At 54.4% G+C, this 20,450-nt stretch carries 25 protein-coding genes; 16 read left to right on the top strand and 9 right to left on the bottom strand.

From position 1 onward, the window contains the following. Positions 1-5: 5 nt before the first annotated feature. Together tatC and Q0W94_RS09080 are read left to right on the top strand one after the other, a co-directional pair. On the top strand, positions 6-827 hold the full coding sequence (tatC, locus tag Q0W94_RS09085; protein ID WP_297758090.1) for a twin-arginine translocase subunit TatC: 822 nt from the start codon (positions 6-8) through the stop codon (positions 825-827). Between the two features lie 188 nt (positions 828-1,015). Further along, entirely contained in the window at positions 1,016-1,351 is a 336-nt protein-coding gene (locus Q0W94_RS09080) for a carbon dioxide-concentrating mechanism protein CcmK (protein ID WP_024125880.1), read from the top strand. A 141-nt stretch (positions 1,352-1,492) separates the two neighbouring features. Here Q0W94_RS09080 and Q0W94_RS09075 read toward each other — a convergent pair whose 3' ends face one another. The 4 genes from Q0W94_RS09075 to Q0W94_RS09060 form a co-directional block, all read right to left on the bottom strand. Continuing rightward, on the bottom strand, positions 1,493-1,696 hold the full coding sequence (locus tag Q0W94_RS09075; RefSeq protein WP_011056799.1) for a phycobilisome linker polypeptide: 204 nt from the start codon (positions 1,694-1,696) through the stop codon (positions 1,493-1,495). 142 nt (positions 1,697-1,838) lie between these two features. Then, a complete protein-coding gene (apcB, locus tag Q0W94_RS09070; RefSeq protein ID WP_011056800.1) occupies positions 1,839-2,324 on the bottom strand; it encodes an allophycocyanin subunit beta in 486 nt (161 codons plus the stop codon). Positions 2,325-2,383: 59 nt separating this feature from the next. Then, on the bottom strand, positions 2,384-2,869 hold the full coding sequence (gene apcA / locus Q0W94_RS09065; protein ID WP_011056801.1) for an allophycocyanin subunit alpha: 486 nt from the start codon (positions 2,867-2,869) through the stop codon (positions 2,384-2,386). Between the two features lie 229 nt (positions 2,870-3,098). Beyond that, positions 3,099-3,419, bottom strand: coding sequence for a DUF3067 family protein (locus Q0W94_RS09060; protein WP_297758084.1), 321 nt, complete (start codon positions 3,417-3,419; stop codon positions 3,099-3,101). Positions 3,420-3,533: 114 nt separating this feature from the next. Here Q0W94_RS09060 and petC point away from each other — a divergent pair, with 114 nt between their 5' ends. The 10 genes from petC (at position 3,534) to Q0W94_RS09010 (ending at position 12,674) form a co-directional block, all read left to right on the top strand. After that, positions 3,534-4,076, top strand: a complete 543-nt coding sequence (gene petC, locus Q0W94_RS09055; RefSeq protein ID WP_297758081.1) for a cytochrome b6-f complex iron-sulfur subunit — start codon at positions 3,534-3,536, stop codon at positions 4,074-4,076. A 19-nt stretch (positions 4,077-4,095) separates the two neighbouring features. Continuing rightward, complete coding sequence (gene petA, locus Q0W94_RS09050; RefSeq protein ID WP_297758078.1) at positions 4,096-5,031, top strand: cytochrome f; 936 nt, start codon at positions 4,096-4,098, stop codon at positions 5,029-5,031. Between the two features lie 36 nt (positions 5,032-5,067). Beyond that, positions 5,068-6,477 (top strand): tRNA uridine-5-carboxymethylaminomethyl(34) synthesis GTPase MnmE, encoded by a 1,410-nt coding sequence (mnmE, locus tag Q0W94_RS09045; protein WP_297758075.1) that lies wholly within the window; start codon positions 5,068-5,070, stop codon positions 6,475-6,477. Positions 6,478-6,480: 3 nt separating this feature from the next. Beyond that, on the top strand, positions 6,481-8,217 hold the full coding sequence (locus tag Q0W94_RS09040; protein WP_297758072.1) for an ABC transporter ATP-binding protein: 1,737 nt from the start codon (positions 6,481-6,483) through the stop codon (positions 8,215-8,217). Positions 8,218-8,333: 116 nt separating this feature from the next. Then, entirely contained in the window at positions 8,334-9,098 is a 765-nt protein-coding gene (locus Q0W94_RS09035) for a MinD/ParA family protein (RefSeq protein ID WP_315863060.1), read from the top strand. A gap of 63 nt (positions 9,099-9,161) precedes the next feature. Further along, a complete protein-coding gene (locus tag Q0W94_RS09030) occupies positions 9,162-9,479 on the top strand; it encodes a MarR family transcriptional regulator (RefSeq protein ID WP_297758067.1) in 318 nt (105 codons plus the stop codon). 132 nt (positions 9,480-9,611) lie between these two features. Then, complete coding sequence (gene tpiA, locus Q0W94_RS09025; RefSeq protein WP_297758064.1) at positions 9,612-10,310, top strand: triose-phosphate isomerase; 699 nt, start codon at positions 9,612-9,614, stop codon at positions 10,308-10,310. A 265-nt stretch (positions 10,311-10,575) separates the two neighbouring features. Then, positions 10,576-11,172: a tetratricopeptide repeat protein gene (locus Q0W94_RS09020; protein WP_297758061.1), complete on the top strand. Its 597-nt coding sequence runs from the start codon at positions 10,576-10,578 to the stop codon at positions 11,170-11,172. A gap of 69 nt (positions 11,173-11,241) precedes the next feature. Further along, entirely contained in the window at positions 11,242-11,496 is a 255-nt protein-coding gene (locus Q0W94_RS09015; protein WP_297758057.1) for a hypothetical protein, read from the top strand. A gap of 5 nt (positions 11,497-11,501) precedes the next feature. Continuing rightward, positions 11,502-12,674, top strand: coding sequence for a murein transglycosylase A (locus Q0W94_RS09010; RefSeq protein WP_315863058.1), 1,173 nt, complete (start codon positions 11,502-11,504; stop codon positions 12,672-12,674). Here Q0W94_RS09010 and Q0W94_RS09005 read toward each other — a convergent pair whose 3' ends face one another. The 3 genes from Q0W94_RS09005 to Q0W94_RS08995 are packed head-to-tail and all read right to left on the bottom strand — an operon-like array spanning position 12,675 to position 15,154. Further along, positions 12,675-13,724 carry a zinc-binding dehydrogenase gene (locus Q0W94_RS09005; protein WP_297758052.1) on the bottom strand — a complete coding sequence of 350 codons (1,050 nt, stop codon included), beginning with the start codon at positions 13,722-13,724 and terminating at the stop codon, positions 12,675-12,677. An 18-nt stretch (positions 13,725-13,742) separates the two neighbouring features. Further along, on the bottom strand, positions 13,743-14,861 hold the full coding sequence (mraY, locus tag Q0W94_RS09000; RefSeq protein ID WP_297758049.1) for a phospho-N-acetylmuramoyl-pentapeptide-transferase: 1,119 nt from the start codon (positions 14,859-14,861) through the stop codon (positions 13,743-13,745). A 47-nt stretch (positions 14,862-14,908) separates the two neighbouring features. Beyond that, complete coding sequence (locus Q0W94_RS08995; RefSeq protein WP_297758047.1) at positions 14,909-15,154, bottom strand: DUF3134 domain-containing protein; 246 nt, start codon at positions 15,152-15,154, stop codon at positions 14,909-14,911. A 187-nt stretch (positions 15,155-15,341) separates the two neighbouring features. Between Q0W94_RS08995 and Q0W94_RS08990 the strand changes: the two genes are divergently transcribed. Beyond that, positions 15,342-15,671, top strand: coding sequence for a hypothetical protein (locus tag Q0W94_RS08990; RefSeq protein WP_297758044.1), 330 nt, complete (start codon positions 15,342-15,344; stop codon positions 15,669-15,671). Between the two features lie 31 nt (positions 15,672-15,702). On the opposite strand, the gene metK is transcribed toward Q0W94_RS08990, so the two are convergent. After that, positions 15,703-16,953: a methionine adenosyltransferase gene (gene metK / locus Q0W94_RS08985; RefSeq protein ID WP_297758041.1), complete on the bottom strand. Its 1,251-nt coding sequence runs from the start codon at positions 16,951-16,953 to the stop codon at positions 15,703-15,705. A 184-nt stretch (positions 16,954-17,137) separates the two neighbouring features. Here metK and Q0W94_RS08980 point away from each other — a divergent pair, with 184 nt between their 5' ends. After that, positions 17,138-18,037, top strand: coding sequence for a CoB--CoM heterodisulfide reductase iron-sulfur subunit B family protein (locus tag Q0W94_RS08980; RefSeq protein ID WP_297758038.1), 900 nt, complete (start codon positions 17,138-17,140; stop codon positions 18,035-18,037). On the opposite strand, the gene Q0W94_RS08975 is transcribed toward Q0W94_RS08980, so the two are convergent. Beyond that, on the bottom strand, positions 18,034-18,573 hold the full coding sequence (locus Q0W94_RS08975) for a 5-formyltetrahydrofolate cyclo-ligase (RefSeq protein ID WP_297758035.1): 540 nt from the start codon (positions 18,571-18,573) through the stop codon (positions 18,034-18,036). The genes Q0W94_RS08980 and Q0W94_RS08975 overlap by 4 nt on opposite strands. 96 nt (positions 18,574-18,669) lie before the next feature. Here Q0W94_RS08975 and ureA point away from each other — a divergent pair, with 96 nt between their 5' ends. Together ureA and thrC are read left to right on the top strand one after the other, a co-directional pair. Then, on the top strand, positions 18,670-18,972 hold the full coding sequence (gene ureA, locus Q0W94_RS08970; protein WP_297758032.1) for an urease subunit gamma: 303 nt from the start codon (positions 18,670-18,672) through the stop codon (positions 18,970-18,972). A gap of 168 nt (positions 18,973-19,140) precedes the next feature. After that, complete coding sequence (gene thrC, locus Q0W94_RS08965) at positions 19,141-20,439, top strand: threonine synthase (protein ID WP_297758029.1); 1,299 nt, start codon at positions 19,141-19,143, stop codon at positions 20,437-20,439. The last annotated feature ends 11 nt before the right edge of the window (positions 20,440-20,450 follow it).

Raw genomic sequence — 20,450 nt, 5'->3', positions numbered from 1 at the left:
ATTTGATGACGCGATCGCCCGATATTCCAGATATTGAGAGTCCCTCTCCTAACCCCTCAGCCATTGTTGACACTTCGCTTGAGGAAAACATCCCCATTGACCCAGAGGATGAGCTGCCCAACGAAGTGGCAATGTCCCTCTGGGATCACCTTGAGGAGTTGCGGCAGCGGCTCTTTGTTGTCCTCGGTACTGTGGCTGTCACCACGGTGCTCTGCTTTACCCAAGTCCGCTGGATCATTCAGTTCCTCGAAAAACCAGCTCAGGGCGCGAAGTTTTTGCAACTGAGTCCCGGGGAATACTTCTTTGTCTCCTGTAAGGCAGCGGCCTACAGTGGCATCCTGCTGGCAACGCCCATGATTCTCTACCAAGCAATCCGTTTTATTCTGCCGGGATTGACACGGCGTGAGCAACGCTTGCTGGCACCGGTGGTTTTCGGTTCATCCCTTCTCTTTATTGCCGGTTTGGCCTTTGCCTATACCCTCTTGGCTCCCGCCGCCCTCGGCTTTTTCATTAGCTATGGGGCAGATGTGGTTGAGCAACTGTGGTCGATCGATCGCTATGTAGACTTCATTTTGCTGCTGCTGCTGGCCACTGGCCTCGCCTTTCAAGTCCCCATTCTCCAGTTCGTTCTCATTGCCCTAGGCATTGTCTCAATTCCGCAAATGCTCAGCCAATGGCGCTATGTGGTGATCATTGCCGTGGCCGTGGCAGCGGTCTTGACCCCCTCCATTGACCCAATTACTCAAGGCCTGTTGGCGGGTGCGCTGCTTGCCCTCTACTTCACGGGGATTGGCTTGGCTAAGCTAATGGGGGTGGGGCGTTCTTAAAATAGCCCAAAAAAGACTCAATTACGAAAGATGATTTTGGTGATAAGAATCAATTATCGCGATCGCCCCTAGAACTTATCAAGGCTCTCAATAGAGATGATATGCTGATGTTGCCCAATCAGTGCGTTCCTTGGCGAGCGCAAGAATGGCACTATTTTAACAACTTTTTGTGTTTAGGAGCGGTCTTCATGCCCATTGCCCTTGGGATGGTAGAGGTACTGGGTCATCCCCCTGCCTTAGCCGTTGCGGATGTCATGGTGAAAGCGGCGCGTGTTACCCTTGTGGGCTATGAAGTGGTCAGTGGTGCTCGCCTGACGATTATTGTGCGCGGTGATGTTTCTGAAGTGCAAATTGCCGTTGCAGCGGGTGTCGAAGCCGCCAAGAAAATTCCAGCCCAGAGTCCCAAGGAAAAAACGCTCTATTTATCATCAACAGTGATCCCGCGCCCCCACGAAAATTTAGAGGCGGTTTTCCCGAAAATGCGGTTCCAATATGGCGATGGCTGGGAGCGTTTTCTTGTTTAGCCGCCTGCAAGAGTCTCTCTAACGCTTCTGGAATGAGCAAAGCTTCACCGCTTAGATAATTGCCGCAGAAGGAAGCCCCCCAATCAACTATCTCAACGGTGAAGCCGGAGTATATCTAGGAAACAGTCTTCAGAAAAGGACCTAGGCCAGGCCAGTATTGACCCCGGGCTTACCCGTAAACAGTTCCACTTTCACAATTTTGCCACCCATTTTTTGGATGCGTTGTTGCTCGCGGAACCAGTTTTCGTAGGGCACCAGTTTCGTGAAATAGGTATTTTGCAGTTCGCGCTGGGTGCGAATGCGGGTTTGACTCGGCACACAGGCGGTAATTTTGAACATGCGCATGGGATGGGACTCCAAATCTGTGTGGGGTGATTACACGTCTGGGAGCTAAAGGCCAGATTCAGACTGTTTAAGCACAATTGCCATGACAGGCTGACACTCTAACCCCTAACTCCCAGACAGATGAGCGACTGGAGAGCTGTACTTAGCTTAAGCCAGAGCAGATGTAGTCAAAGTAGATGCCCATTTCTTTGCCGGCATCCGCCCCCACCAAGCTGGCAGTGACTTCTTTCATGGCTTGGATGGCTTGCACCGTGGCAGCGATGGGCACGCCCAAGGAGTTGTAGGTTTCTTTCAACCCATTGAGCACCCGCTCATCGAGGATAGAAGGATCTCCCGCCAACATGGCATAGGTGGCATAGCGCAGGTAGTAGTCGAGGTCGCGGATACAAGCTGCATAGCGACGGGTGGTGTACATGTTGCCACCGGGACGGGTGATGTCAGAGTACAGCAGGGATTTGGCCACTGCTTCTTTGACAATATTGGCGGCATTGGCGCTGATCACACTGGCAGCCCGCACCCGCAGCTCACCAGTGGCGAAGTAAGCTTTCAGCTTCTCCATGGCGGCAGTGTCGAGGTATTTGCCTTGCACGTCAGAGGCGTTGATGACAGCCGTAATCGCGTCTTGCATAGTTCTTTTTCCTCAAAAACGATTTGGATGATGGATGAATCTAAGGATGCTGAGGCGACCTACTGCATGGCGCCAATCACGAAGTCAAAGTAAGAACCGGCTTCAGCGGCATCCTCCGCAGATAGCAGCGAGCAAGCAACGTTCTTCATGGCGCGAATCCCTTCGGCCACAGCGGGAATGGGGGTACCGAGGGAGTTGTACATTTCACGCACACCCACCAAACCAATTTCTTCGATGGGGGTCACATCACCAGCGACGATACCGTAGGTCACCAGCCGCAGGTAGTAGTCGAGGTCACGCAGGCAGGTGGCGGTCATTTCTTCACCGTAGGCATTGCCACCGGGGGAGACCACATCAGGCCGTTTTTGGAAGAGTTGATCGCCCGCTTGCTTGACAATCCGCTCGCGGTTTTCGGTCAGGGTTTGGGCAATGCGCAGACGGCGCTCGCCCGTGCTGACAAAGTTTTTAATGCGATCCAGTTCACCGGGGCTGAGGTAACGGGCCTCGGCATCTGCATTCACGATCGATTTCGTGACGACGCTCATTGAGTTCCTCCAAAGTTGGAATTGTAAAACAAGGGTCTTGATAATGTGGCATCTGCCATTGGAATGTTACGACTCACCGAACTCCTGAAGGAGAGCGAGGTACGGGGATTGACCCGAGGAGCTGACGTAACCTTCCGCAAACATTCTCAGGCATAGGGGGGACATCTCCCACATCATTGCAATCCTTTTTAACATTCTTAACGTTTTTTCAAAAATCTGCTAAGGGCAGCTATTCCAGCCATTCGATAATGCGGGTGCCAAGGTCGAGGGGAATATTCACAGCCTTGCCGAGGCGGGGCTTTTCACGGGTGGTCTCAATATAGGTGCAGACCTGCTGGGCGCAGCCCCAGTCATTGAGGTGCTGCGCGATCGCCCCTAGGTGGGCAGCATAGTCTTCGGGGGTATCAGGATAAGAGGCCTGCTCAAGGTAGCGCCACATTACCTGCAAAAAGATGCGATGGCCAACGCGGCGAAACTGAAGGTCAAAGGAGCGCCCCCATTTGCGCAGGAGCAAGGCATGGAGTTGATCACCAGTAAGGGGCGTCAGCATGGGCAAGAATTTCAGCCTTTGCGGTTGGGACGGCTCGGACAGTGTGATAATAGTTAACAAACGTAATTATTTTACGGCTGTCCGTTTCGATTCCTTAGCAAATAAGCACAAACCATGGCTCAAGTTTCTGGAATGTCCGATGTGCCCGATATGGGGCGGCGACAATTTATGAACCTGCTGACGTTTGGTACCATCACCGGTACGGCGTTGGGCGCTCTTTACCCTGTCGTCAAGTACTTCATTCCGCCCTCCAGGGGGGGCACAGGAGGGGGGGTGGTTGCCAAGGATGCCTTGGGCAACGATATTAAGGTTTCCGAGTATCTCGAAAAGCATTTGCCGGGCGATCGCTCCCTTGCCCAAGGAATTAAAGGGGATCCTACCTATGTGATTGTTACCGAAGATCACCAAATCGCCAACTATGGCTTAAACGCTGTCTGTACCCACCTTGGCTGTGTGGTGCCTTGGAATGTGAGTGAAAACAAGTTTATTTGCCCCTGCCATGGCTCCCAATACGACAGCACGGGTAAAGTGGTGCGCGGCCCTGCTCCCCTTTCTTTGGCATTGGTGAATGCCACGGTGACAGAAGATGACAAACTCGTGTTTACCCCTTGGACGGAAACCGATTTCCGTACCGGCAAGGAACCTTGGTGGACGTAAGTAGAAATTAGGGAGTGGTATGAAACGCTTTTTCAAGTCTTTAACGCTGGCGATCGCCCTTGCCGCCAGTGTACTTTTTTGGTCACCGCCAGCGCAGGCCTATCCATTCTATGCCCAGCAGGGATACGACAGTCCGCGGGAAGCCACCGGTCGGATTGTCTGTGCCAATTGCCACTTAGCTGCTAAGCCCATCCAAGTCGAAGTGCCCCAAGCCGTTACCCCCGATTCTGTTTTTGAAGCGGTGGTGAAAATTCCCTACGATACCAGCGTGCAACAGGTGCTGGGGGATGGTTCCAAAGGTGGGCTCAACGTGGGTGCAGTTCTCATGCTGCCAGAGGGCTTCAAAATTGCCCCCCCCGATCGCCTCCCCGAGGAGCTGCAAGCCAAAACCAGCGGCATTTACTACCAACCCTACAGTGACGATAAGCAAAACATTATTCTGGTGGGGCCGCTACCGGGGGAGCAGTATCAGGAAATTGTTTTCCCTGTCCTCGCCCCCAATCCTGTGACGGATAAATCCATCCACTTCGGTAAATACTCTGTCCATGCCGGGGGCAACCGCGGTCGCGGCCAAGTCTATCCCAATGGCGAAAAGAGCAACAACAATGTCTTTACTGCACCGATCGCGGGCACGATTACTAGTATTACCGCCAACCCCGATGGCAGCACAGCAGTGGTGATCACGCCAGAGGGCGGGGAAGCAGTGACGGAAACCATTCCTGCCGGTCCTGAGCTCATTGTCCGTGAAGGCCAAACGGTGACTGCCGGCGAAGCCTTAACCAACAATCCCAATGTGGGCGGTTTTGGCCAAAAGGATACGGAAATTGTCCTTCAGGATCCCAACCGCATTAAGTGGTTGCTGGTCTTCTTTGCCGCAATTACCCTTTCGCAGATTCTCCTGGTTCTGAAGAAGAAACAGGTGGAGAAAGTGCAAGCAGCGGAGATGAGTTTCTAGGGAGTCCTATCGCCAACAGTCATATCGCCAACGGTAGTGCGACATCTCCATGACACGATTGCGGCGATCGCCACGGCCATTGTGCCCCAGCAGGGGAGTATCGGTATTGTCCGTCTCTCCGGAGCCAAAGCGGTAGCGATCGCCCGCTCTTTATTTGAGGCTCCCGGCAAGCAGCCTTGGGAATCCCATCGTATTCTCTATGGCTATGTCCGAGACCCCCAAACCAAGGAACGGGTGGACGAAGCTCTTCTGCTGCTAATGTTGGCACCGCGCTCCTACACCCGCGAAGACGTGGTGGAATTTCATTGCCATGGCGGCTTGATACCGGTGCAGCGAGTGCTGCAACTGTGTATTGCTGCGGGTGCCCGCCTGGCAGATCCGGGGGAATTTACGCTGCGTGCTTTCCTCAACGGTCGCCTTGACCTTACCCAAGCTGAGAGTGTGGCCGAGCTGGTGGCTGCCCAATCCACCACCGCTGCCCAAATAGCGCTGGCGGGTCTGACGGGCAAATTGGCTCGGCCCCTAAAGCAAATTCGTCAAACTTGCCTATCCCTGTTGGCGGAAATTGAGGCCCGGTTGGATTTTACCGACGAGCTGCCCCCCCTGAATCCTGCGGCCATTGCCGCGGAAATTCGCGGCCTACAGCAGCAAGTTTCAGAGTTTCTAGCCACAGCGGAGCGGGGAGCGCTCATTCGCACAGGGCTGAAAGTGGCAATTGTTGGCCGGCCCAATGTGGGGAAGTCCAGTTTGCTAAACGCTTGGAGCCGCAGCGATCGCGCCATTGTCACCGATTTGCCGGGCACCACCCGTGATATTGTGGAGTCTCAATTGGTAGTCGGTGGGATTCCAATCCAAGTGCTTGATACCGCAGGTATTCGCGAGACCGATAACCTGGTGGAACAAATTGGCGTCCAGCGATCGCGCCAGGCCGCCGCCAGTGCTGATCTCATCCTCCTGGTCATTGATGCTAGTCAAGGGTGGACAGCTGCCGATCAGGAGATTTACGACCAACTCGAGCTGCAACAGCGGCGGCAGCAAGCGCCTCAGTCAGTCTTGGTCATTTTGAATAAAGCTGATCTCCTCAGCGAAACCGTCGCGATTAAGGATATTCCCTTGCCTATCGCCCCCATCCCCACTGTGCTCCTCTCTGCCTTGAGTCAACAGGGAATTGAGCACCTTGAGGCGGCCATTCTCAACCTAGTCCAGGGTCAAGGGGTGACAGCCGCCAATTGGGATTTGGCCATCAATCAACGCCAAGCTGCTCTCCTTGAGCAGGTGCGCCAATCCCTCAACCATGTTCTTGCTGCCATTGAGGCCCAACTTCCCCTGGATTTTTGGACAATTGACCTGCATGCGGCCGCCCGGGCCCTTGGCACATTGACGGGGGAAGAGGTCACCGAGTCAATCCTCACAGAAATCTTTAGCCGCTTTTGTATTGGTAAATAGGCCATGCTGGGCAAAACCAGTTATCGTTTTCTTCTTCCCTATGTATTGCGCTATTGGCAAATATTTTTCTTGGCGCTTTTGTGTACCTTGGGCTTTGTCGGCACTACCCCCCTGATTGTGCAATTAGTCGGTCAGACGGCGGCACTGGTAGGTGCGGGCAATTTAGAGCAGTTGCTGCCCTGGTGTCTGGCTGCGCTGGGGGTGTTTGTTGGGCGCAGTACCTGTCAATTCGGTCAAGACATGCTGATGGCCTACGGCGTTCTACGTACGATTTATGACATTCGCCTGACCTTGTATAGCCATCTTCAGTCTCTTGGTATCGATTATTTTCAAAGGGCAGCCACAGGGGACTTGACCTACCGTCTGACGGGAGATGTGGAGGCGATCGCCGAAATTATTCAGCGGATTTTGCAACAACTGCTACCCGCTGCCCTCACGGTGCTTGTCCTGTTGGTCTACATGATCTATCTCAACTGGCCGTTAACCTTTGCCGCCTTGATCCTCACCCCCTTAGTCGTCGCCCTAATGGGCTGGTTTGGCAGTCAGCTAAGGGCAGCATCTCGTCGTAACCAAGACGCCGTGGGGGGATTGTCCTCCTATCTCATGGAGGTCGTTGCTGGGATTCGCCTCATCAAAGCCTTCGCCACGGAAGACAATGCCCTGCAGCATTTTGAGCAGGAGGTGCAAAGGAACTGTCGCGCCCGCTTTCAAATTGCCCGTATTCAGGCCATTCAGTACCCTGTGGTCGGGTTTCTAGAGGCCCTCAGCATCATGACTCTGTTTATTCTGGGGGCATGGCAGATTGGCCTGGGGCATCTGAGTGCACCAGAGTTGGTGAGTTTTGGCGCTGCTGCCGCCCTGCTCATCGATCCAGTCAATCAAATTTCCAATAACTATAACTATCTCAAGATTGCCGAAGCTTCCCTAGATCGCAGTTTTGGTCTATTGAGCATTGAGCCCAACGTCAGGGAGTTACCCGACGCCCAACCCCTACCGCCAATTTCTGGAAAAGTCGAATACGCCCAGGTTTACTTTGGCTATGACCCCCAGCAGCCCGTTCTGCAGGACTTTAATCTTTTGGTGGAGCCGGGAGAGATCATTGCCCTGGTGGGCTATTCTGGAGCCGGGAAATCAACCGTTGTCAACCTGTTGCTCCGTTTTTATGATCCCCAGCAGGGGAAGGTCCTCATTGATGGCATTGATATTAAAACCGTCACTCTCAAGAGTTTACGGCGGCAAATTGGCATCGTGCCCCAGGAAACGATACTGTTTTCGGGCACCGTTGCCCACAACATTGCCTTTGGGGATTCTCAACCCGATTGGGAGCAACTGATTAACGCAGCCAAAATTGCCAATGCCCATGACTTTATTACGCGCCTTCCCGATGGCTATCAGACATGGCTCGGGGAGAGGGGTATCAATCTCTCAGGCGGCCAACGGCAGCGCCTGGCGATCGCCCGCGCCATTTATGCCGATCCGCGGATTTTAATTTTGGATGAGGCGACCTCCGCTTTGGACGCCGAATCAGAGACCTTGGTGCAAAATGCTTTGGAGAAGGCAATGAAGGGCCGCACCGTCTTTATTATTGCCCACCGTTTGGCCACGGTTCGTCGCGCCGATCGCATTCTTGTTCTAGAGCAGGGGCGGATCATTGAAAGCGGTAGCCACGAAGAACTGCTTGCCCAGTCTGCCCGCTATGCCCAGTTTTACACCCAGCAGTATTTCCCAGACGCGGAATGACCTTTTCGCTGATGGGCTGGCCCTTTGGGTTCTATCTTCTGAATTTGGGATGGGATGTTTCCTCGACGGCAGAATGGGAAAATAGACGTTGAATTCTCAGATCAGCGAGGGCGGCCATGGGGAGCATTATTTCTGTGCATTCTTTTCGTGGGGGCACAGGCAAATCAAATACAACCGCAAATCTGGGCTGTACCTTGGCGATATTGGGCTATCGGGTGGCGATCGTAGACACCGATATTCAATCCCCCGGTATCCATGTGCTCTTTGGCCTTGAGTCGGAAGATACGGAACATGCCCTCAATGATTACCTGTGGGGACGCTGTAAAATTACCGATGTGGCGCGTGAGGTCAGCCATCTCATTACTGCCCACGGCCAGCAAGCCAAAGGAGCCATCTATCTGATTCCCTCTAGCCTCAAAACGAGTGAAATTACCCGTGTCTTGCGGGAGGGCTACGATGTCGGCCTCCTGAATGATGGTTTTCAGCAGTTGCTGCAAGGGCTGAATCTGGACTTTTTGCTGATTGATACCCACCCAGGACTGAATGAGGAAACCCTGCTGTCGATTACGATTTCCGATGCCTTGGTACTGATTCTGCGCCCTGATCGCCAAGACTTTCAAGGAACAGCGGTCACGGTTGATGTGGCGCGACAGCTTGATGTGCCGAAAATGGTGATGGTGGTTAACAAAGTCCCCAGTGCTTTTAATCAAGACTCCCTCAAGCAGCAGGTGGAGACGACCTATGGTGTGCCGGTTGCGGGCATCCTGCCTGTTTGTGAAGAGATGTTTCAACTGGGGAGCAGCGATATTTTCTGTTTACGCTATCCTGAGCATCCCTACAGTCTTGTTATCAGGAGTATTGTGCAGCATCTGTTGGATTAGGGTAGCTTAGGAGTAGGGAATTTTGATCTTCTTGGGTGCCACTGCCGTTGAGGAACACTACCGATGATGAATAGTCAAGATGCCAGCAGTGGTTCTAATGGGGGTCTCAATCCAGCAGATTTACTGGTTTTACCCGATCGCCAGCGATCGCTGTTGACACTGATGATGCGCCAGCCGATGCCCTGCACCGTGCCAGAATTGGCTGAGCAGTTACAGTGGTCTGCCGAAGAGGTCAGCGCCGCCCTCGCGGAGGTTCTGCAACGGGGCTACGTAACAGTTGACAATGACACCTACCAAGTCAAATTCGGACGGCGTACGCCGCGCGTCCAAGCCAAGGGTCAATCTCCCCGTGTCGCGGCGGTTTGGGACAAGTTGGGCTAGGTCTCAAGCAGAGGTTTGCAGTCACTTCCTCTAATGATTAGGGATAACCCGTGTGGTACGCTTGATCAGGTTAAGTTTCGCAGAGGAAAGTCAGGACGAGTGCGCCCAAAAGTTCTTGCTGGCAACTGGAAAATGCACAAAACCCAACAGGAGGCAGTGGCCTTCCTCCAGGAGTTCTTAGGGGAATTGGTGGATACCCCCAGCGATCGCGAGGTGGTGCTCTGTGTTCCCTACACCTGTTTGAGTGTGTTGTCCAAGAATCTGCACGGCACGCGGGTGAAGCTGGGCGCCCAAAATGTCCACTGGGCAGATCAAGGGGCGTTTACGGGTGAAATTTCGCCACCAATGCTGGCGGAGCTGGGGGTGCGCTACGTGATTATTGGCCACAGTGAGCGGCGGCAGTATTTTGGTGAAACGGATGCCACGGTTAACCAACGGCTCAAGGCTGCCCAACGCCACGGCCTGACACCGATTCTCTGTGTTGGTGAAACGAAGGCCCAACGGGATGCCGGCGAAACAGAAAACCACATCTTGCAGCAGTTGGCGCTGGACTTGGTGGATGTGGATCAGACCAATTTGGTGATTGCCTACGAACCCATTTGGGCGATCGGGACGGGCGATACCTGTGAAGAAAAAGAAGCCAACCGGGTCATTGGCCTGATTCGCAGTAAGCTGCAAAATCCCGATGTCCCTATTCAGTACGGTGGCTCAGTGAATGCCAACAACATTGATGCGATCATGGCCCAGCCAGAAATTGATGGGGTGCTGGTGGGTGGCGCTAGTTTGCAGCCGGCGAGTTTTGGGCGCATTGTTAATTACAAGCCCCTTTGAACGTCATCCGCAGTTCCGTGTCAGTGCCCTAGATCACACCTCATCCAAGAAATAGAGCACTGTCTTCGGCGCAGAAAAACCTCAAGATATCCACACCCAGCCCTTTTTCCAAGGAGTTAAAGCCGCTATAGAGCGCAAGACTGTGTACCACCCCGAAAAGGGTCGTAGCCAGCAATTTATTACAACTGTTATCGTTTGCTGGCCGATGGCTTCATTTTCTTTTAGGATCGAAGTAAGGCTGAGCAATGCCGAAAGGAGGCCGACGATGCGCCAACACCTGTTCCGTGCTTTGACAATCTTAGCTGCTTTTGTTGGTCTCAGCAGTGCTGTTGTGGCACAGCCCATAGCGATCGCCACCCTGACTCCCCCCGAACTTCAGGAACTGCAACGCCTTATGCCCCGCAGTGCCGAGGACTACTACAACGTGGGATTAATGCACCAAGGGACGGGGGATCTGGCCGCTGCCATTGATGCCTTTAGCCAAGCGATCAGACTCAACCCCAGTGCTGACTACTACTTTGCTCGCGGCCTGGCCTATTACGACCAAGGGGATATGCAGCGGGCGATTGCGGACTTCACCACCGCGCTGCACAACGATCCCCAGTTTATTGCCGCCTATTACAACCGCGGCATGGCCTATCTTGCCCTACAAAACTACAATGCAGCAATTGTGGACTTTGATGCTGCCCTAGCACGGGATCCTCAATTTGTTGCTGCCTACTATAGTCGGGGCATGGCCCACTTCGACAGTGGCAATGTTGAGCTGGCGCAGGCGGACTATGAGCGTGCTCGCGCTCTCAACCCAGCCATGACCGCCCAGTACTACGATCGCGCCCCCCGGCCCCTCACGGGCGGTCCCTAGTACCTGAAGCCACCAATTGCGGCGATAATAGGAAGATAATGTGCACGATAAGGATGAGCGATCGCGCCTATGCCCAGAACCCCTTCTGAATTTGCGGTTCATTTATTTCTAGAGGGCGGTCACCGTGAGGAGGTGCGCTTCCCCACCATTCAAGACTTCCAGAAGTGGTACAGCAACGAGTTAGCGGCCAAAGCCGATTCCAACGACTTTATTTCTGTTCCCATCAAGAATATCCAAGGGGAATATATGGTGGTGCGCCCCTCGAAGGTATTTGCCATTCGGGTAGAGCCTGTGTTTACCTCTAGTGTGGATCGCTTTGCCTAAAACCAATGGCGGGTTTGTTGACAGGCGTTGTTTCGGGCATCGTGATCCTGGCAGCGAGCGCGATCGCCACAGCACCAAGGGTTGCCCCCTTGATGCGCCAAAGCCAACTCCCACCAACCGTTGCCCTAGATACTGCCCTCTGCCAATCTCCTAGGGAACGAGCACGGCTGCTGCAAGCCATTGACCACAGTTTGCGTTACCTGCACACTCCTAAAGCGGGTCAAGACTATAGCACTTACACCGCCCCCGGCCAGCCCGGTGCAATCCTGGGGCCAAATCTCCAGCAGCGGGTCATTCGCTCTCTCCAACGCTTTCGCCATCTGGTACAAACCTGTCGCTCTGCAGCAGAACTGCAAGCAGCCGTCAAACGAGAATTTGTTTTTTATCAGGCCATCGGCGCCGATGGCCAAGGGCGAGTGGATTTCACGGGCTATTATGCCCCGACCTATCGTGCCAGCTTGGTGCCCACAGCAGAATACCGCTACCCTCTATTTCGTCGCCCCCCTAATTTTGAGCAGTGGCCAGAGCCGCACCCCACCCGCTTGGAACTGGAAGGAGCAGATGGGCAGCAGTGGCGCAATGGCCCTTTACGGGGTCTGGAACTGGTCTATTTGCGCGATCGCCTAGAGGCCTTTCTTGTGCACGTCCAAGGGTCGGCTGAACTGCAACTGCCCGATGGTCGCCGCTTTACCGTGGGCTATGCCGGCAAAACGAATCACCCCTACACCAGTATTGGCCAAGAACTCATTCGCGATGGCAAGATGGCCCGTGGGGAACTGACACTACCCCGCCTTATCGTTTACTTTCAGGCCAACCCCGCTGAGTTAGATCACTATTTACCCCGCAACGCCAGCTTTGTCTTTTTTGAACCCACCCAAGGGCGTCCCCCCACAGGTAGTCTCTCGATACCGGTCACGCCTGAGCGTTCCATTGCCACCGATAAGTCTCTAATGCCACCGGGCGCCTTGGCGGTGATCAACACGCAGATTCCCCTCAAGGCCCAAGGTCAATGGCAGCAAACCCCCGTTAGCCGTTTTGTCTTGGATCAGGATACGGGTAGTGCCATCCGGGGCCCCGGTCGTGTCGATATTTTCATGGGTACGGGAGATGTCGCCAAAGTGCGCGCCGGTCTCATTAATACGCCAGGGCAGTTGTACTATTTGCTGCTGCGGGAATAGCTAGGGTTGCAGTGCCACTTTAATCACTTGGCGTGCCTTCATCGCTTGCAGAACATTTTCAATCTCCGTTAGGGGGGCTTGGCCACTAATGAGCTTTTCAAAGGGCAGTGTACCACTGGCAATCAATGCCAGGGCTTGGCGGACAAAGGCAGGGGTGTTGTGGAAGACGCCCTTGAGGGTGAGTTCTTCGTAGTGCAGGCGTTCTGTATCCACGTGGATAGTTGTTTCCCGAGGACAACCGCCAAAGAGGTTGATTGTGGCGCCCGGCCGACCACAGGCGATTGCCGTTTCCCAGACTTCAGGAATCCCAGTGGCTTCAATGACAATGTCGGCGCCCCGTCCTGCTGTCCAGTCTTTGACGACGGCGGGAATATCCCCGCACCGGTGATGATTGATGGTTTGCTCTGCCCCAAAGGTGGTAGCGATCGCCAGCCGCTGATCGGAACCGCCAAAGGCAAGAACTCGTGCCCCCTGCTGGGCCAGCACGCCGACAAACATCAGGCCAATGGCGCCATCCCCAAGGACAACAATTTGTGGTGGACTCGGCCACGTTTCCACCATCGCCGGGTCAAAGCCAGAGCGGGCAATGCCGTGGAGAACACAGGCGAGGGGTTCTGTGAGGGCGGCTAAAGCAAAGGGGAGGGATTCTGGAATGGGCAAAAGGTTTTGGCGAACAATACTGGCGGGAATTTTCAAGTACTCGGCAAATGTGCCATTGTTAAATTCCAGATGGGGACAGAGGGAAAAGGCCTGCCGCTGACAGTAGAAACACTGACCACAGGGGGCGGAATTATTGGCCACCACGCGATCGCCCAGCTGCCATCCCGTCACGCCGGCTCCAAGCGCAACAATTTCCCCGGCCGCCTCATGGCCAAAGAGAATCGGCGGTGTCAGCATCCGCGCATGACCGCCGCGCCGCCACACCTTCAAATCGGTGCCACAGGTGGTGGCAGCTCGTACCCGAATCACCACTTCCCCCGGCCCCGGTGTGGGATCGGCTACGGTTTCAATGCGCACATCTTCTTTGCCGTAGAGCACTGCGGCCTTCATGGCACTTCCCCCATTGGATTAGGCCAACCATTGCAGGAGGCAGCAGAGCAGTCCCAACAGGGCGACCACCCCATAAAACGTACTCACCACCCGCAGTTCCGACCAGCCCCCCAACTCAAAGTGATGGTGCAGCGGGGCCATGCGCAGCAGCCGCTTGCCCACACCGTCGGGGCCTTTTGTGGCCTTGTAGTAGAGCACTTGGGCAATCACTGAAAGGGACTCCACAAAAAAAAGACCACTGACAATTAACAGTTCCCAGAGGTGGTGACTCGCCAAGCCAATGCCCGCAAGAACTGCCCCCAGGGCCAGGGAGCCGGTATCCCCCATAAACACCCGTGCCGGGTGGTGATTGTGCCAGAGGAAGCCAAGACAGGCACCACTCATAACAACGGCCAGAATTTGCAAATCGGGATGGGCAGTCAGAATCATACCTAAAGCAAGGAGGGCGATCGCCGCAGTGCCACCGGCAAGACCATCGAGACCATCGGTAAGATTCAGGGCATTCCCTTCCGCCATCGGCACAAAAATTGCCAAGGGGATAAATACCACCCCTAAAGGCCAGACCCACCCCCAAGGAGCCGTCACAACCGTTGCCGCAGGATCACTACCCACCAGCCAAGCACAAAAAAGAGCCGCCCCAATGCCCTCTAGGAGCAGCCGCAGCCGAGCCGATAATCCTTTGTTGGATTGGCGCTGCAGAACTTGCCAGTCGTCCCACCAACCAATGGCGGCATACCACAGCACCAGCAGCGCGATCGCCACCACCGTTGGCGATAGCTTCCCCTGAGCAAACCCCGTCCACAGGAGCGCCAGCCCTAACCCCGGCGGCACAAAAAAGATTCCCCCCATCGTCGGTGTACCCGATTTTTGCAGGTGAGATTGTGGGCCATCTTCGCGGATAATTTGCCCAGTTTTCAACCGCCGCAATATGGGCACGACGGCCATCCCTAGAACCGCCACGATGGCAAAACTCACCAACCAAGGCACTGTTAAGGTTTGCAACGGCCGCTGCCAGTAGTTTGCCCCGGTGTCGTAAGCGATGCTAGCAATGAGGAGGCCAAGGGCGAGGAGGCGAAAAAGTCGCTGTCCTGTCAGCCAGCGGGGTTCAATGGCAGCGGTGGTTTTGGTGGAGGGCATGGGGATAGCTCTAGCACATCACTCCGAATAATAGGGGGATCTGTGCCCTACTCCTCAAGCCCTAGGTCCTCTTCTTCGTCGTAATCGCCCAAGGAGTCACCCACAAATTCCTCAATTTCACCCATATCATCGAGGGTGCTATCAATGATTGGGTCCGCCTCATTGGCATCACGGGGAATTAATCGACCCGTTTGTTGTAACCATTCCAAAATAGAGCGATCGGCCCGGCCAACAGCAGTGAGGTTCTTTTGGGAAATGGGTTCTTCGTACAAAGAGGGATTGTATAGGGTCATAGAGCGATGGGTAACAACCAAGTAGGGGCAATCAATCCAATCCTTTAGTTTAATCGTTTGGCTATGGGAATGTAAATGTTGGCCACGGGACGAATCCGCGACCGTGGCGCATTCTCTGGAACTTGCCTAAACTGGAGAAGTCTCTCAACAATGGGCATTAAGCTTTGATATACGAGGAATCGCCAGAATGTCTTTACTAAAAAAATCATCCATCCCCTTGACGATGACGATTTTAGGTGCAGTGTCTCTCGGCGGGGGGGCGATCGCCACCCCCTATCCGCCAGAGGTGGTCTCTCGATTCACCAGTGAATGCACCACCGCCCTGGAACAGCAAGTGCCCGAAATGGCGCAATACGGCAATGCCTACTGCACCTGTGTGATCAATGAACTGCAATCCTCGCTGACCTTAGCCGAGTTTCAAGCCATTGGTGAAAGTGTGCAGACCAATATCAAGCCGGAAGTGCGCCAGATGCTCACCAGTACCGCCCAAACCTGCCTGCAACGGGTCAGCCAGTAACTACAGGGGAGACAACTCCCCCCATGTTTTTCTAGACTGCACTTAGGAACTGAGCGGCAGCAGCTTGCAGATCGGCGACTTTATCGAGTCTTTCCCAAGGCAAGTCAAGATCATGGCGCCCAAAGTGACCATAGGCGGCCACATCTTGGTAGAAGCGACCACCGCGATCTTGGGGTAACTGACGCAGGTTAAAGGTTTGAATAATGGCAGCGGGGCGCAGATCAAAGTGGGTTTTAATCAACTCCAACAATTGTTCTGGGGCCAGTTTACCCGTGCCAAAGGTATCCACAAAGAGACTCATGGGGCGAGCGACGCCAATGGCATAGCTAATCTGTAACTCGCATTTGTCCGCTAGCCCTGCGGCAACGATGTTTTTGGCAATGTAACGAGCCATATAGGCGGCACTGCGATCCACTTTTGTCGGATCTTTACCGGAAAAGGCACCGCCGCCATGGCGGGCATAACCACCGTAGGTATCCACCACCAGTTTGCGCCCCGTGAGTCCTGAATCCCCTTGGGGACCGCCAATCACAAATTTGCCCGTAGGATTCACTAAAAAGCGGGTGTTCCCATCGGGTTGGAGGGTCAAATCGGCAAAAACCGGCTTGACAACCGCCTCCCAGAGATCGGCTTTAATCTTGGCTTGAACAGCGCTTTCCTCCCTAAGGTCATCAATGGTGGCTGTGTGTTGGGTGGAAATCAAAATTGTATCAATCCCCACTGGCTTGCCATCCTCATAGATGACCGTGACTTGGGTTTTGCCATCGGGACGTAGGTAGGGAAGCTGACCAGTTTTACGGACAGCGGCCAAGCGACGTGCCATGCGGTGGGCCAAGCTAATGGGCAAGGGCATATACTCCGGGGTTTCATTGCAGGCATAGCCAAACATAATCCCCTGATCGCCGGCACCAATGCGATCCAGTTCGGTGTCACTGAGCTGCTCCCGGGCTTCCTGGGCCGTATCCACACCACGGGCAATATCGGGGGATTGCTCATCAAGGGCAACAATGACGGCACAGCTATTGGCGGCAAAGCCATTGTTGGCATCGGTATAGCCAATTTCATGGATTTTCTGCCGCGCTATGTTAACGTAGTTGACCTGGGCCTTGGTTGTAATTTCCCCGGTAATTAGAACTAAACCCGTATTAACAACCACCTCAGCGGCCACACGACTCTGGGGATCTTGGGTAAGCAAAGCATCCAGAATGGCATCGGCAATTTGGTCGCAAATTTTATCGGGGTGGCCTTCGGTGACGGACTCTGAACTGAATAAGTAACGCAAGATCGCACTCCTATGGCATAGATGATTGAAAGAAGGCAAGAAATTGCCTGATGGCAACACGCACTTTTGACTAAAAACTGAGCACTTGTTTCTAAGTCCTAGGATTATAACTGAGCAGCGGGACGTTACGAAGGAATCTGATGATTGGCTAGACTAGGGGCAGGTTTTAGACTTTTCAAGTGGTATGTCTGCTTTGCGCTATGCCTACTATCCCGGTTGTGTGGCTCAAGGTGCCTGTCGGGAATTAGATTTTTCAACGCGGGCGATCGCCCCCCTGTTGGATATAGAGCTTGTGGCACTGAAGGAAGCCAGTTGTTGTGGCTCAGGGACATTTAAGGAAAATTCGTGGCTGCTGGAAGATACCGTGAATGCCCGCAACATTGCCCTTGCAGAACAGTTGGCCTTGCCCCTGTTGACCCATTGCAGCACCTGTCAGGGGGTGATTGGCCATGTGGATGAGCGCCTCAAGACGTTTCAGCGCGATCGCCCGGAGTACGTGGCCGAAATTAATCAGGTTCTCACAGCCCAGGGTTGTGCTCCCTACCAAGGGACAACGGAGGTCAAGCATTTGCTCTGGGCCATTGTTGGCGATGTGGGTCTAGACCGGTTGCGCGATCGCGTCCGTCGTCCCCTCACAGGACTTCGCTGCGCTGCCTTTTATGGCTGTTACCTGCTGCGTGCCCAAGAGAGACTTCCCTTTGATCACCCGCTTCACCCCACTTCGATGGAGCAGGTATTTGAGGCGGTGGGAGCGACCCCTGTGGAATATGAGGGACGTACCCAGTGCTGTGGTTGGCCAATTTCTAGCTATGCCACGGCGGCCAGTTTTGCGATGGCAGCCCAACGACTGCAAAGCGCGATCGCCAAGGGTGCGGATTGCATTGTCACCCCCTGCCCCCTGTGTCACCTCAATCTCGATGCCCGTCAACCGGAGATTGCCCAGCAGGTGGGGGTTTCCCTCAATCTGCCGATTCTCCATTTGCCGCAACTGGTGGGTCTCGCCCTTGGCCTGCATCCTGAGGAACTCGGTTTGAGAAAACACGTCGTCTCGACGCAGCCAGTGTTGGCCAAGCTGGGTCTTTAGCTGATTTCCCAGAGGCCTGATTCGGTGCAAATCGCTTGCAGCGGCTGATCCCACGGATCATGGGGCAATTCTTCTACAACCGCTGCCTCAAAGACAATCCCCCAGCGGCACACCTGCTGCCACTCAGGGTGGGCAAAGAGGCGATCGAAAAAACCCGCGCCGTAGCCGAGGCGATACCCCTGGCGATCGCAGGCAACCGCAGGAATCAAACACAGATCAACGCAAGCGGGATCAATAGGGGGAGCTGCGGGGGACGGTTGCCAGAGGCCATAGGGGCCTTGCTGGAGAGTGTCTTCTTTGGCATCAAAACAATGCCACTGTAAATCCTGGTCCACCACACGAGGTAAGCCCCACTGTTTCGGGAGTGACCACAGGGAGCGCAAATCAGGCTCGCGGCGATGGGGCACGTAGGTCAACACCGTGGTTGCCCGTTGAAACTGGGGATGATCAAACAAGTGCTGACAAATGCGCTGACTGCGCTCTTGCCACTCGCGATCGCTCAGGTGCTGCCGCCATTCAAGATAGTGTTTTCGCAATCTGACCTTATCGCTCATTGATTTGACATTGATTTTCTGGGCCCCCAAGCCACAGGTTAGTATATGAGGTAGAGCCAATGCTTAACCCTAGCAACGATGCAACTATCCCCGCAAGAAAAAGACAAGCTCCTGATTTTTATGGCTGCTCTTGTGGCCGAACGTCGCAAAGCCCGGGGTCTCAAGCTCAATTATCCCGAAGCGGTGGCCTATATTTCTGCGGCCATCTTGGAAGGAGCGCGGGAGGGGCGCACGGTTGCCGATTTGATGAACTATGGCACCACGCTGCTCACCCGTGATGAGGTTATGGAGGGGGTGCCAGAAATGCTCACAGAGGTGCAAGTCGAGGCAACATTTCCCGATGGCACAAAGCTGGTGACAGTCCATACCCCCATTCGTTGAAGTCTCAAAAGGCCTCAGGAGAGTGCCAACCGAGGATTAGGAACATATCGCCAACAGCAAGACTTTTGCTGGTCACTCAAATCCCGATAAAAATAGTCGGATATGTTTGACAGGGCGATCGCCCCCTGCTAGGATGGTCAACAACTTGTCTGAGGCAGTCTGAGACCCATGACCGCAACCTTGACCTCCACCACCGAAACCGCCTATTTTACCCACCTCAAATGCAAAGAGTGTGGCGCAGAGTACGAACCCCAAGCCATTCATGTCTGTGAGTACTGTTTTGGCCCCCTAGAGGTGAAGTACGATCTGGAACGCTTGGCGGCAGTTGTAACGCGCAGCACCATTGAGGCGGGTCCGAAGTCCATTTGGCGCTACCGTCCCTTTTTGCCGGTGACCTCGGCAAACCCCATTGATGTGGGCACAGGGATGACTCCCCTCATCAAAGCCCAGCGGCTGGGGCGGCGGCTCGGGCTCAAGCATCTGTACATCAAAAACGATGCGGTGAATATGCCCACCCTCAGCTTCAAGGATCGGGTGGTGTCGGTGGCGTTGACACGGGCGCGGGAATTGGGCTTTACGACGGTGTCCTGTGCCAGTACCGGCAATTTGGCGAATTCAACGGCGGCGATCGCGGCCCATGCGGGGCTAGACTGCTGCGTGTTTATTCCAGCGGATCTGGAAGCGGGTAAGGTCTTGGGGACGCTCATCTATGGACCAACGGTGATGGCGGTTGAGGGCAACTACGATCAAGTCAACCGTCTCTGCTCGGAGGTGGCAAATACCCATGGCTGGGGGTTTGTCAATATCAATTTGCGCCCCTACTACTCGGAAGGGTCAAAGACGCTAGGTTATGAGGTAATTGAACAGTTGGGCTGGCAACTTCCTGACCACGTTGTGGCCCCCTTGGCTTCCGGCTCTCTGTTCACGAAAATTTACAAAGGCTTCCGTGAATTTGTGGAAGTGGGTCTAGTGGCTGACAAACCTGTCCGCTGTAGTGGTGCCCAAGCGGTCGGCTGCTCCCCCATTGCCCAAGCCTATGCCGAGGGGCGGGACTTTGTGGCACCCGTGAAGCCCAACACCATTGCTAAATCGATTGCCATTGGTAACCCCGCCGATGGCGTCTATGCCCTAGACATTGCCCGCAAAACCAATGGGGCGATCGCGGCGGCCACCGATGCAGAAATTGTGGCAGGCATTAAGCTGCTTGCGGAGACGGAAGGGATTTTCACCGAAACCGCTGGCGGTACCACAATTGCTGTTCTCAAAAAGTTGGTGGAATCGGGCAAAATTGACCCCGAAGAGGTGACCGTTGTCTATATCACGGGCAATGGCCTGAAAACCCAAGAGGCGGTACAAAACGATATTGGTCAACCCTTGACAATTGAACCCAAGTTGGCCAGCTTTGAGCGCGCCTTGGAGCGATCGCGCACCCTCGAACGGTTGGATTGGCAACCGGTATTGGTCTAGTTAGTTTTCCT

Origin of the sequence: Thermosynechococcus sp., from assembly GCF_025999095.1 — a bacterium.
In the GTDB taxonomy this organism is placed as follows: Bacteria; Cyanobacteriota; Cyanobacteriia; order Thermosynechococcales; family Thermosynechococcaceae; genus Thermosynechococcus.
Note: the sequence above shows the minus strand (reverse complement) of the source record. Positions and strands in the feature narration are given on the sequence as shown.